The organism is Streptomyces sp. NBC_00090 (assembly GCF_045160815.1).
Lineage (GTDB): Bacteria > Actinomycetota > Actinomycetes > Streptomycetales > Streptomycetaceae > Streptomyces.
Map to the genome: position 1 here is coordinate 5,436,445 of NZ_CP108224.1, position 13,068 is coordinate 5,449,512.

7 protein-coding genes are annotated in these 13,068 nt (G+C 72.8%); 6 read left to right on the forward strand and 1 reads right to left on the reverse strand.

Annotated elements, in window-relative coordinates:
• The first annotated feature begins 15 nt into the window (after positions 1 to 15).
• The 4 genes from OG361_RS24485 to OG361_RS24500 all read left to right on the forward strand — a co-directional run bounded on the left by OG361_RS24485 (position 16) and on the right by OG361_RS24500 (position 8,959).
• Positions 16 to 3,216 (forward strand): protein kinase, encoded by a 3,201-nt coding sequence (locus OG361_RS24485; RefSeq protein WP_405856782.1) that lies wholly within the window; start codon positions 16 to 18, stop codon positions 3,214 to 3,216.
• 287 nt (positions 3,217 to 3,503) lie between these two features.
• Positions 3,504 to 5,255: a serine/threonine-protein kinase gene (locus OG361_RS24490; RefSeq protein WP_405856784.1), complete on the forward strand. Its 1,752-nt coding sequence runs from the start codon at positions 3,504 to 3,506 to the stop codon at positions 5,253 to 5,255.
• A gap of 154 nt (positions 5,256 to 5,409) precedes the next feature.
• Positions 5,410 to 7,074, forward strand: coding sequence for a succinic semialdehyde dehydrogenase (locus OG361_RS24495; protein ID WP_405856786.1), 1,665 nt, complete (start codon positions 5,410 to 5,412; stop codon positions 7,072 to 7,074).
• A gap of 52 nt (positions 7,075 to 7,126) precedes the next feature.
• Positions 7,127 to 8,959 (forward strand): GMC family oxidoreductase N-terminal domain-containing protein, encoded by a 1,833-nt coding sequence (locus OG361_RS24500; RefSeq protein ID WP_405856788.1) that lies wholly within the window; start codon positions 7,127 to 7,129, stop codon positions 8,957 to 8,959.
• Positions 8,960 to 9,750: 791 nt separating this feature from the next.
• On the opposite strand, the gene OG361_RS24505 is transcribed toward OG361_RS24500, so the two are convergent.
• The gene (locus tag OG361_RS24505; RefSeq protein WP_405856790.1) at positions 9,751 to 10,041 is read right to left on the reverse strand and encodes a chorismate mutase; all 291 of its coding nucleotides are present in this window, start codon (positions 10,039 to 10,041) and stop codon (positions 9,751 to 9,753) included.
• Between the two features lie 328 nt (positions 10,042 to 10,369).
• On the opposite strand from OG361_RS24505, the gene guaA reads away from it, so the two are divergent.
• Positions 10,370 to 11,971, forward strand: coding sequence for a glutamine-hydrolyzing GMP synthase (gene guaA / locus OG361_RS24510; RefSeq protein WP_405856792.1), 1,602 nt, complete (start codon positions 10,370 to 10,372; stop codon positions 11,969 to 11,971).
• Between the two features lie 138 nt (positions 11,972 to 12,109).
• A complete protein-coding gene (locus OG361_RS24515; protein ID WP_405856794.1) occupies positions 12,110 to 12,898 on the forward strand; it encodes a class II aldolase/adducin family protein in 789 nt (262 codons plus the stop codon).
• Positions 12,899 to 13,068 lie beyond the last annotated feature (170 nt).

Consider the following 13,068-nt stretch of genomic DNA (forward strand, 5'->3'; position numbering starts at 1 on the left):
GCGTGGGGAGGCGTCGTGGACGACTACGCGGGAAGGGTGTTGGCGGACCGCTACCGCCTGCCGCTGCCGCCGACCGGCAAGGGCGCCGGTGCGGGCGGGGACGCGCACGACTTCGCCGAGACGCGCGCCTTTGACACGTACAGCGGGCAGGAGGTCCTGGTCCGCCAGGTGCCGCTGCCCGAGTTCGTCGACGCCGAGGTGCTCGACGGGGCGGGCGATCCCGCCGAGTCGTACGGGAGCGCGGGCCGGGCGACCCGCCGGCCGGCCGAGCCCGTCGTGCGCCGGGCGATCGAGGCGGCCCAGGCCGCCGCGCAGATCCCCGACCACCCCCTCCTCGACCAGGTCTTCGACGTCTTCGCGGAGGCCGGTTCGCTGTGGATAGTGAGCGAGGTCGTGGCCGCCAGGCCGCTGGCGGCGCTCCTCGCCGAGCAGCCCCTGAGCCCGTACCGGGCGGCCGAGATCGGCGCGGACGTCCTCACCGCGCTGCGCGCGCTCCACGCCCACGGCTGGGTCCACCGGAACATCACCTCCCGGACCGTGCTCGTCTGCGACGACGGCAGGGTGGTCCTCACGGGCCTCGCGGTGGGCGCGGCGGAGGAGGCCCTGTGCGGCTACGCGCCCGTACCGGAGTCGGGGGACGACGGGGACGAGTTCGGGGCGCGGACGGGGTTCGGCTCCCATGGGGCCGAGCCCGAGGCGGAGTTCGTACCGGAGGCCGAGTTCGCGGACCCGTACGGCTCCGACCTGTACGAGGTCGAGGTCCACGAGGTCCACGAGGTCCACGAGGTCCACGAGATCCACGAGGTCTATGAGGAGCCCGAGGAGGCCGAGGAAGCCGCGGAGGAGGTCGAGGAGGTCCCGTACGGTCACGGGGCCGATGTGTACGGCAGCGACCGGTACGGCAGCGACTCGTACGGCAGCGACCGGTACGGCAGCGACTCGTACGGCAGCGACCGGTACGGCAGCGACCTGTACGGCACCGACTCGTACGGCATCGTTCCCTACGGCGACGACACGACGGGCGCCGACCCGTACGGCGCCGAGAGCTACGGAACAGACCCCGAGGGCGGCACCGAGCCCGAGCCCGACCTCGACGGATCCGGCTACGGCTACGGCCGTCACCCCTACGGGACCGACCCCTACGGCACGGCGGCGACGTCCGGGCCCGAGGCCCGGAGCGGGGCGGAGCCCCCGGCCATCGCCCCGCCGCCCACCGCCGATGTGCGGGCCGCGCGGGCCGGGGCCATCGCCGCGTACCGGGCGGGGGCGCGTGCCGCGGCCCGGCTCGGGGAGACGGGCGCGCTTCCCGGCCAGCGCCCGGCACCGGTGGACGGCGCGACAGAGCCGCCCGTGTCACCGGCACCGGTCCCGGCACAGGCACCGGCACCGGCCCCGCTCCCCGTACCGCCACCCGCCCCCGTGCCGGCGTCCGGCGCGCCCGAGCCCCAGTGGTGGTCGCAGGCGGCGGACGACGACGAGGGGGACGACGAGGACGACGGCGACGCGACCTACGGCGGCCCGCAGGCCGGACCGCCGCCGCGCGTGCACCTGGCCGGCAACTGGAGCGACGGCCCGCACGCCGCGCGCGACGGCTCCGGCCCGATCCCTGCCGGAGGCGGCTCGGGCCCCGGCCGCGGCCCCGTGCTGCCCGGTTCGGGCCGCCCGGCCCTGCCCGCCGGGTACACGGCCGCGGCCCCGGACCCCGCGCGCCTCCCGGTCCCGGCGGGCAACCCCGAGTCCGAGCGGACCCTCGTAGCGGCACAGGTCCACCGCGGCCCCACCACGCGCCTCGACGCCGAGCGGGCCCGCCAGACCCGGATCGCCGTCGTCGGCGCCGTCACCGAGCGCTGGGCGCCCGAGCAGGCCGGCCCCGTGCACGAGAACTGGCGGCTCGCCCCGCCCATCGGTCCCGCCACCGACCTGTGGGCGCTCGGCGCGCTTCTCTACCGGGCCGTCCAGGGCCATGCCCCGTACCCGGAGGACAGCGCGGCCGAGCTCGTCCAGCTGGTCTGCGCCGAGCCGCCCGCCTTCGCCGAGGAGTGCGGGCCCCTGCGCCCGGTCGTGGAGTCCCTGCTGCGCCAGGACCCCACCGAGCGGCCCGACTTCGAGGAGCTGCGCGGCTGGCTGCGCTCCCTCGTGCGCTCGGCGCCCGAGCCGGAGGCCGGTGTCGGAGTCGTACCGCTGCCGTCCTTCGACGAGAAGCGGCTGCCGATCGTGCGCCGGCGCGGCGAGCTGGTGCGCCGCCGCCGCGGCGGAGCGGGGGCGGGACGCCACCGGCACAAGCGGGGCAGGGACCCCCGTCCCGTTCCGGGCGCTGCCGACCTTCACGCTGCCGACCTTCACGCGGGCGTGCGCGAGGGCGGGCACGAGAGTGTGCGCGAGGACGCGTACCGGGGCGGATACGCCGACGAGCGCATGGAGTTCCAGGAGGAGATCCCGCAGCGCGCGCCCCGGGCGCCCAAGTCCCCGCGCGCTCCCCGGCGCCCCTCCCGGGGCGAGGGCTCCCCGAGCGCCCTCGGCCGTACGCTGCTGCTCCTCGTCCTGATCCTGCTCGGCGGAGCCGTCGCGTACGCCGTGTTCTTCCTGCCCGGTGAAGGGGAGCGGCCCGCGCAGGGCACCCCCACGGCCGGCCAGTCGCCTCGGACCACCGCGGCGGGCACCGCCCCCACGAGCGCCCCGTCCGCGACCACGGCGCAACCCACCCGGCCGTCGGCCGAGCCGACCACCACCCGGCCCGCGGCGGATCCGTCGGCCCCCGCGCCGGCCGCCGGGTACGCCCTGCGCCAGGACCCGGAGGGCTTCCGGATCGGGGTCCCGAACGGCTGGCGGCGGAGCCCGATCAACGACGCGGGGCAAGTGCGCTACACGGGCGGCGACTTCACGATGATCGTCGTCCCCGGCCGCGACACCGTCCGGGACCACGGTTCCGACCCCCTGGAGTACCAGAACGCCAAGGAGCGCGAGCTGGAGCCGTGGCGCGCGTCCAGCTGGTCGGGGGCGGACGACACCCGCCGGGTCGACATCGGCAGGACGGTGACGGCGACGGGCAGCTACTGGTGGCTGGACAGCACCGGGCGCGAGGTCTTCGTCCGGAACCTCGCCCTGATCGACGGCGGCCGGTACTACGTCGTGCAGGTCATCGGCCCGCACGGCGAGAGTGACAAGGTCTCCGAGATCCACGAGGAGGCGACGAAGGCGTTCCGCCCGGGACGCTGAGCCGGTCGCACTCCGGTCCGTACGTCGGGCCGTGCGCCGGACCGCATTCCGGACCGCTTTCCGGGCCGTACGCGGACCACGCGCTGGACCGTGTGTCGGACCGTACGCCGGACCGCGTTCCGGTCCGTACGCCGGGCCGTGCGCCGGTCCGAACGGCAGGCCGCGCCGGAGCGTGCGCCGGAGCGTCACCGGCCCCTGGTCACAGTGCTGTTCCTATGACCGCCCCGAGGTTCCGTCGCCCGTACCCCCCTCCGTAACCTGGCATCCGAAGGAACGGGCGGGGGCAAGTGGAACATTCTCAGAGCACAGGGGCGGGGTTGTTGCTCGCCGGTCGCTACCGGCTTGGCGAGTGCATCGGCCGCGGCGGCATGGGCAAGGTCTGGCGGGCGCACGACGAGGTACTGCACCGCGTGGTCGCGGTGAAGGAGTTGACGGCGGGTCGGTTCGTGGCCGAGGCCGACCGGCTCGTGCTGCACGCGCGGACGCAGAAGGAGGCGCGGGCCGCCGCGCGCATCACGCACCCGGGCGTGGTCACCGTCCACGACGTCCTGGAGCACGACAGCCGCCCGTGGATCGTGATGCAGTACGTCGACGGGCCCTCGCTCGCCGACGCCGTCAAGGAGGCGGGCGCGATCGAGCCCCGCGAGGCGGCCAGGGTCGGGCTGCACGTCCTCGGCGCACTGCGGGCCGCGCACGCGGCCGGGGTGCTGCACCGGGACGTCAAGCCGGGCAACGTCCTGCTCGCGCGGGACGGGCGCGTACTGATCACCGACTTCGGGATCGCGGCGATCGAGGGCGACTCGACGATCACGCGGACCGGGGAGATCGTCGGCTCCATCGACTATCTGGCGCCCGAGCGGGTGCGGGGCGGCGATCCCGGTCCCGCCTCCGACCTCTGGTCCCTCGGGGCCACGCTGTACACGGCGGTGGAGGGCACCTCGCCGTTCCGCCGGACCTCTCCGATCAGCACGATGCAGGCAGTGGTGACCGAGGAGCCGCCGCACCCGGAGAAGGCGGGGCCGCTGGCCCCCGTCATCGTGGCGCTGCTGCGCAAGGAGCCGGAGCACCGGCCGCGCGCGGACGAGGCCGAGCGGATGCTGCTCGACGCCATGGAGGGGCGTACCCCGCAGGCGGCGCAGGCGTACGTGCCGACCCAGCGTGTGGCGAGGGAGGACCTGGACCCGTCGGGGGACGGGACCGGCTCCGTCCTCGACCTGGTGGAGCTGAGCGAAGAGGACGGCGGAGCGGGTACGCGGGACGCCACGGGTCCGACGGGCGCCTCTCGTGCGTCCGTACCTGCCCGTACCGCCCAGTGGCCCCATCCGCCCCAGGGGCCGGAGCCCCGCCCGCACCACCCCGCCGCTTCCCCGCCCACCGTGGTGCCGCCGTCCGCCGCCCCCGCACCCGCCTCGGCCTCCGGCCGTGGCCGCTGGCGGACCGCAGTCCTGGCGGCCCTGCTCGCCGGACTCGTCGCGGGCGGCGCCGTCTTCGCCACCATGCACTACGCGGGCGACCGGAACGGCAACGGCGACGACGGACGGACCACGGCCTCCGGCGCCCCCTCCACCCAGGGCGCCGGGAACGACGTTCCGGCCGGCTGGCACCGCGTCGACGACCCGAAGGGCTTCAGCCTGCTCGTACCGGACGGCTGGAAGCGGCAGACGGAGGGCGATCAGGTCGACTACACCCCGGACAACGGCAATCACCGCATCCGGATCAGCATCGACCGGAGCCCCGACTTCGAGAACCCGTACATGCACGCCCTCGACCTGGAGCGCGTCCTGGAGAAGCGGATGGACTACGCCCGGGTCAAGCTCGACCAGGTCACCTACCGCGACCAGGTCAAGTCCTGCCAGTGGGAGTTCACCTGGACCGAGAAGAAGAACTTCCCCGGGCCCCGGCGCGCGATCGACCTCATGTACTACGAGGACGACGGCACGGAGTACGCCATCTACATGTCCTCGCCGACGTCGAGCTGGCAAACCACCCGGGAACAGTTCGACATCGTCCTCCAGCACTGGCGGGCGCCGGGCGACTGAACCCTTCGGAAAATCTCCGGAGAGGGCCCTCTCTCAGCCGTAAGCCCCTGATCAGGGCTTATGTGCCAGTGATCGCTGGCGCGATGTGTGCACTCGGTGAAAACGCGTTACCGACGGGTACCCAAAGGGCGGAACGCCGCCTACGCTCGCCCTCATGACGGACTCGCAGGCCCTCGCCGCCCCCTCGGTTCCCGACGACCCCGCCGCGAAGGGCCGAGCGGCCGCGCCCGCCGGTGCGAACAACCCGGTCGCGCCCGCGCCCGCCGGCGCGCGCACCGCCGCCGACGTCGTGACGCCCGAGGTGGTGGCCCGGCTCACCCGTGGCGTCGTCGGCTCGGGCCGGACGGCCAACCACACCCCCTTCACCGGGGCGAAACTGGCGGAGCTGCCCGAGTCCACCCCCGAGGACGTCGCCGAGGCCTTCGCGCGCGCCCGCGCCGCCCAGCCGGCCTGGGCCGCGACCCCGGTCAAGGCCCGCGCCGCCGTCCTCCTCCGCTTCCACGACCTCGTCCTCCAGCGGCAGTCCGAGGTCCTCGACCTCATCCAACTGGAGACGGGCAAGGCGCGCCTCCATGCCCACGAGGAGGTCCAGGCGGTCTCCGTCGCCGCCCGCCACTACGGCCGCAAGGCCGCCTCCTACCTGCGCGCCAAGCGCCACACCGGAGTCGTACCGACCCTCACCAAGGTCACCGAGCTGCGCCAGCCGCGCGGGGTCGTCGGCCAGATCGCGCCCTGGAACTACCCGCTGGAGCTCTCCGTCGGCGACGCGCTCCCCGCCTTCGTCTCGGGCAACGCCGTCGTCATGAAGCCCGACACCGAGACCGCGCTCACCGCGCTCTGGGCCCGCGACCTGCTCATCGAGGCCGGGCTGCCCGCCGAGGTCTTCCAGGTCGTCCTGGGTGAGGGGCCGGTCGTCGGCCCCGAGGTCGTCAAGCACGCCGACTACGTCTCCTTCACCGGCTCCACCCGCACCGGCCGCGAGGTCGCCAAGGGCGCCGCGGCCCGGCTCGTCGGCGTCTCCCTCGAACTCGGCGGCAAGAACGCGATGCTCGTCCTCAAGGACGCCGACATCGAGAAGGCCGCCGCCGGAGCCGTCCGCGCCTGCTTCTCCTCCGCCGGCCAGCTCTGCATCTCCATCGAGCGGCTGTACGTGCACGAGTCGATCGCCGACGCCTTCCTCGACCGCTTCGCCGCCAGGACCAAGGCCATGCGGCTCGGCAACGCCCTCGCGTACGGGGCCGACATGGGCTCCCTCGTCGGCGAGCGTCAGCTGGAGACCGTCAGCCGGCACGTCGAGGAGGCCGTCGCCAAGGGCGCCAGGCTCGTCGCGGGCGGTGTCGCCCGCCCCGACATCGGCCCCCTCTTCTACGAGCCGACCATCCTCGACGGCGTGGAGGCCCCGATGGCCGTCTGCTCCGAGGAGACCTTCGGCCCGGTCGTCTCCGTCTACCGCTTCACGGACGAGGACGAGGTGATCGAGCAGGCCAACGGCACGCCGTACGGACTCAACTCCTCGGTGTGGACCAAGGACTCGCGTCGCGGCCACGCCGTCGCGGCCCGGCTGCGCACCGGCACCGTCAACATCAACGAGGGGTACGCGCCGGCCTACGGCAGCGTGCAGTCCCCGATGGGCGGCATGAAGGACTCCGGTCTCGGCCGCCGCCACGGCTCGGAGGGCATCCTCAAGTACACCGAGGCCCAGACCGTCGCCCAGCAGCGGCTGATGCCGCTCGCGCCCTCCTTCGGCATGGACGACGAGAAGTACGCCGAGGTGATGAGCCTGTCCCTGAAGGCGATGAAGGCCCTGCGCCTGCGCTGAGCCGCCGCTCCGTCTCCGCACCCCGACTGTCCCCTTTCGTACGAGGAGAGCCATGACCGCGGTACCCCCTGCCCAGAATCAGGAAGCGAGCGGGACGGACGACGCGTACGACTACGACGTCCTCGTCGTCGGCTCCGGCTTCGGCGGTTCGGTCACCGCCCTCCGGCTCACCGAGAAGGGGTACTCGGTCGGCGTGCTGGAGGCCGGCCGCCGCTTCACCCGCGCGACCCTGCCCAAGAACTCCTGGGACCTGAAGAACTTCCTGTGGGCCCCGGCCCTCGGCCTCTACGGCATCCAGCGCATCCACCTGCTGGGCAACGTCATGGTGCTCGCCGGCGCCGGCGTGGGCGGCGGCTCCCTCAACTACGCCAACACCCTCTACGTACCGCCCAAGCCCTTCTTCGACGACCCGCAGTGGAAGGACATCACGGACTGGCAGGACGAGCTGCGGCCGTACTACGACCAGGCCCAGCGGATGCTCGGCGTCCGGCTCAACCCGACGACCACCCCCTCCGACGTGCACCTCAAGGCGGCCGCGCAGGCGATGGGCATCGGCGACACCTTCCACATGGCGCCCGTCGGCGTCTTCTTCGGGGACGGCGGGGACGCCGTCGGCGAGGACGGGGTCGGGGCGGCGAAGGCGAAGCCGGGCGGAGAGGTCGCCGACCCGTACTTCGGCGGCGCGGGCCCGGCCCGGCGGGCCTGCACCGAGTGCGGTGAGTGCATGACCGGCTGCCGCCACGGCGCCAAGAACACCCTCAACGAGAACTACCTCCACCTCGCCGAGAAGGCGGGCGCCACCGTCCACCCCATGACCACGGTCGTCACCGTCACCGAGGACTCGCGCGGCGGCTACGCGGTGAAGACCCTCCCCACCGACAACCGGAAGAAGGGGAAGGGACGGACCTTCCGCGCCCGCCGTGTGGTGATCGCGGCCGGCACGTACGGCACGCAGACCCTGCTGCACCGGATGAAGGACGGCGGTCTGCTGCCCCGGATCTCGGACCGGCTCGGCGAACTCACCCGCACCAACTCCGAGGGCCTGGTCGGCGCGCAGACCACCGACCGGCGCTACCGCAAGAAGCACGGCAAGGAGAAGGCCGACTTCACCCGGGGCGTCGCCATCACCTCCTCGATCCACCCGGACGCGAACACCCACATCGAGCCGGTCCGGTACGGCAAGGGCTCCAACTCCATGGGCGGCCTGACCGTCCTCCAGGTGCCCTACGGGGCCCACCGCGTGCGCAACTGGTTCCTCAGCCTGCTCAGGCACCCCACGCTCGCCGCCCGCTCGCTCTCCAACTGGCACTGGTCGGAGCGGACCATCATCGGTCTCGTCATGCAGTCCCTCGACAACTCCCTGACGACCTACCGCAAGCCCGGCGGGCTCGGAAAGGGCCTGCTCACCGCCCGCCAGGGGCACGGGGCGCCCAACCCGGTCCAGATCCCGGAGGCCACCCGGGCAGCCACCCTCCTCGCCGAGGAGATCAACGGCTTCGCCGGCTCCAACGTCGGCGAGCTGATGGGCACCCCGCTCACCGCCCACTTCCTGGGCGGCTGTCCGATCGGCGCCGACGCCGGATCCGGCGTCATCGACCCGTACCACCGGCTCTTCGGCCACCCGGGGATCTCCGTCGTCGACGGGGCGGCCGTCTCCGCCAACCTCGGCGTCAACCCGTCCCTGACGATCACGGCGCAGGCGGAGCGGGCGATGTCCTTCTGGCCGAACAAGGGCGAGGAGGACACGCGCCCGCGGCAGGGAGAGGCGTACGTCCGGCTCGCGGCGGTCGAACCGAAGTCCCCCACGGTCCCGGCCGGGGCCTTCGGCGCCCTGCGGCTGCCGTTCCTGGGGATGCCGACGGTCCCGCCGAAGAAGAAGGCGTGACGCGCCGGGCGTGACGCGTCGGGCGTGGTGCACAAGGCGTGACGTACCAGGCGTGACGTACCAGGCGTGACGCACGCGGTCACCCGAGACGCAGGAAAGGGCGCTGCACCCCCCTCCGAGTGCAGCGCCCTTCCAGCTTTTGGTGGTGCTGCATAGATGACCCGCGACCGATGCGATTGGTTGTAGCGGTTGCACAGGATCTTTGTGTGACGCGCGTCACGTCGGAGGTTCGAGGGGTCGGGTGCTGCGGAAGCGCACGAGCGAGGGCCCCGTGCCGCGATTCCGGTCGCGGTACGGGGCCCTCGGGGTCGGCACCGGTGTCAGGGCAGCGGCGGTGCCGAGCGGGACGGCGCCGGGGGGTTGCGCCGCGTGGGGAGAGACGAGGAGGGGGACGGGGTTCGGGGGATTCGGGGGTTCGCACTGTGCCGGCGGCCGCGGAGGCCGCGACCGACGGAGCCGGTTGCGGCCGACCCCGAGCGTCCCCGGGGTCGACCGCCCTTTCTGGGTGACCGGGCTGCTGTCCCCTGCTGCCCGGTCACACGCGCTGGTGCGAGGTCCCACGGCGCACCGGAGGTACGCCACACGCCCCAGCGAAAGCCACGCGTGGTTTCTACGGGCCCGCCCCTGGCTGGCACGGACACCCGGACCAACGAAGCCGGGTCGGAGCCGGTCACGCGCCGTACGGGTGAGAGCGGGCCCGAACTCAGATCCGGGCACTCGCTCGGAGGCGGGCACGCGTTCAGATCGGGCACTCGCTCCGAGGCGGGTACGCGTTCCGATGCGGCGCTCGTTCAGATGCGGCCTCGGCACAGCTCCAGCATGGTCATGGCGAGGGCCGTGCCGGGCTTCCCCAGCGCGTCACGGTAGTGACCGAGGACCTCCATCTCGCGGGCCAGGTTCACCCGGCGGCCGCCGGAGGAGATCCGGGCCTCCTGGATGACGGCCGAGACGGCCATCCGTTCCTGGATGAGGCCGATGATCCGGTCGTCGAGGGAGTCGATGCGCTCGCGGGCGTCGCCGATCAGCGTCGCCGCCTCGTCGGTGCGCGCGCCGGTCTTCTCGGTCTGGGTCGTGGTGGTCATGTGGGGCTCCTCGGGGTGTCGGGTGCGGAGCCCCGGAGCGACACGGCCCGGAAACGACAGAACGCCCCGGGCCTTGTCGGCCCGGGGCGCCTGGAAAGTCGCTTGTCAGTTGCTCAAGCAGCACGACCATGGCAGCCGGACGGGCCGGTGCCATAGGTAAAGACGAAGGTCGAGAGCTTGCGCATGGCGACAGTATGGACCCCGCCGCGGACCGGGGGACAACCCGGGTTCGGATGGTGAGACGAAAAGTGCTACCGGCGCGCCGGTAGAATCGACAAATAGCACCCCCCTTCGGGGGACCCCCTCCTACCGCCGGAAGGCCGCCGTAGTGTCATCAGCGACCCCCGCTGCCGCGCCCGACGTCACCAACCCGGACGTAGTCCTCGTTGTCGACTTCGGCGCCCAGTACGCCCAGCTCATCGCCCGCCGCGTCCGTGAGGCCCGGGTCTACAGCGAGATCGTCCCGTCCACCATGCCGGTGGCCGAGATGCTGGCCAAGAACCCGAAGGCGATCATCCTCTCCGGCGGCCCGTCCTCCGTGTACGCGGAGGGCGCCCCCCGCCTCGACCGCGAGATCTTCGAGGCGGGCGTCCCCGTCTTCGGTATGTGTTACGGCTTCCAGCTGATGGCGACGACCCTCGGTGGCACCGTCGACAACACCGGCGCCCGCGAGTACGGCCGTACGGAGCTGCACGTCTCCAAGGCCGGCTCCACCCTCTTCGAGGGCACCCCGGTCGAGCAGTCCGTGTGGATGTCGCACGGCGACGCCTGCTCCGCCGCCCCCGAGGGCTTCTCCGTCACCGCGTCCACCGACGTCGTGCCGGTCGCCGCCTTCGAGAACGACGAGAAGAAGCTGTACGGCGTCCAGTACCACCCCGAGGTGCTGCACTCCACGCACGGCCAGCAGATCCTGGAGCACTTCCTCTACCGGGGCGCCGGCATCGAGCCGTCGTGGACCACCGGCAACGTCATCGACGAGCAGGTCGCGGCCATCCGCGCACAGGTCGGCAACAAGCGCGCCGTCTGCGGTCTCTCCGGCGGCGTCGACTCCGCCGTGGCCGCCGCGCTCGTGCAGAAGGCCATCGGCTCGCAGCTCACCTGCGTCTACGTCGACCACGGCCTCATGCGCAAGGGCGAGACCGAGCAGGTCGAGAAGGACTTCGTCGCCTCCACCGGTGTGAATCTGAAGGTCGTCGACGCGCAGGAGCGCTTCCTCACCGCCCTCGCCGGCGTCTCCGACCCGGAGACCAAGCGCAAGATCATCGGTCGCGAGTTCATCCGCGTCTTCGAGCAGGCGCAGGCCGAGATCGTCGCCGAGTCGGCGGGCACCGGCGAGGACGTCGCCTTCCTCGTCCAGGGCACGCTCTACCCGGACATCGTCGAGTCCGGCGGCGGCACCGGCACCGCCAACATCAAGTCCCACCACAACGTGGGCGGCCTCCCCGAGGACCTGGAGTTCGAGCTCGTCGAGCCGCTGCGCCAGCTCTTCAAGGACGAGGTCCGCATGGTCGGCCAGGAGCTCGGCCTGCCCGAGGAGATCGTCCAGCGCCAGCCCTTCCCCGGCCCCGGCCTCGGCATCCGCATCGTCGGCGAGGTCACCAAGGAGCGCCTGGACCTGCTGCGCGAGGCCGACGCCATCGCCCGCGAGGAGCTCACCGCGGCCGGCCTCGACCGCGAGATCTGGCAGTGCCCGGTCGTCCTGCTCGCCGACGTCCGCTCCGTGGGCGTCCAGGGCGACGGCCGCACCTACGGTCACCCGATCGTGCTGCGCCCCGTCTCCTCCGAGGACGCGATGACGGCCGACTGGTCGCGCCTGCCCTACGAGGTGCTCGCCAAGATCTCGACCCGCATCACCAACGAGGTCGCCGACGTGAACCGTGTCGTCCTCGACGTCACCAGCAAGCCGCCGGGCACCATCGAGTGGGAGTAACCCCTCCCGCGCGTGCCTGACCCGCGCGTGCCCGATTCGCACGGCCCGAAGCCGCCGCCCCGCGTTCGTCGCGCTGACGGCGGCTTCGTCGTGTCCGGGCTCTGGTGAGTTGCCCGGCCGGGCGTTACCTTCCGGCGCATGAGCGTGATACCGGACCCCGTCCCCGTCGATCGGCTCCACTTCGCCCTGCCGCCCGTCCACGCGACGGCCGAGGAGGAACGCACCCACCGCAGACAGCGGCTCGCGGCCGCGCTCCGGCTCTTCGGACGTCTTGGATACGAGGAGGGCGTCTCGGGCCACATCAGCGCCCGCGACCCGGAGTTCCCCGACTGCTACTGGGTGAATCCCTTCGGGGCGCCCTTCGAGGACCTCACCGCGAGCGACCTCGTCCTGGTCAACGGCGACGGGCAGGTCGTCCGGGGCGGCCAGCACGTGAACCAGGCGGCCTTCACCGTCCACGCCCAGGTCCACCGGGCCCGGCCCGACGTCGTCGCCGTCGCCCACACCCACTCCCTCCACGGGCGGGCGCTCGCCGCCCTCGGTGAACTCCTCGACCCCCTCACCCAGGAGGCCTGCGCCTTCTACCAGGACCACGCCCTCTACGACGCGTACACCGGTGTCACCGTCGACACGGAGGAGGGCCGCCGGATCGCCGTCGCCCTCGGCTCGTTCAAGGCGATCGTGCTGCGCAACCACGGGCTGCTCACCGTCGGCACCTCCGTCGACGCGGCGGCCTGGTGGTTCATCGCCATGGAGCGCTGCGCCCAGGTGCAGCTGACCGCTCGGGCGGCCGGGAAGCCGGTGCCGATAGACCACCGGGAGGCGGTCGCCACCCGCGAGCAGCTGGGCAGCGACCTCGTCGCCTGGATCAACTACCAGCCGCTCTGGCGCAGGATCAGCCGAGCGGAGCCCGAACTCCTGTCGTAACACCATCGCTTCACCTTTCTGTACGTCAATGAGATGGCGCGGCAATCACTCTCCGGCGGGGCGCACGCGGCAGGCGCGGGAGCCGCCGATGCGACACAATTCCGTGGAATCAACGGCTGGTTGACCGTTCGGGACGCGTCGGGCACACGGGAACGCATCGGAACGGGTCG

What these genes read in the sequence shown, in the direction of transcription:
- OG361_RS24495 (WP_405856786.1), top strand. Translation starts at nt 5,410, where the DNA reads ATGACGGACTCGCAGGCCCTCGCCGCCCCCTCGGTTCCCGACGACCCC.
- OG361_RS24500 (WP_405856788.1), top strand. Translation starts at nt 7,127, where the DNA reads ATGACCGCGGTACCCCCTGCCCAGAATCAGGAAGCGAGCGGGACGGAC.
- OG361_RS24505 (WP_405856790.1), bottom strand. Translation starts at nt 10,041, where the DNA reads ATGACCACCACGACCCAGACCGAGAAGACCGGCGCGCGCACCGACGAG.
- OG361_RS24515 (WP_405856794.1), top strand. Translation starts at nt 12,110, where the DNA reads ATGAGCGTGATACCGGACCCCGTCCCCGTCGATCGGCTCCACTTCGCC.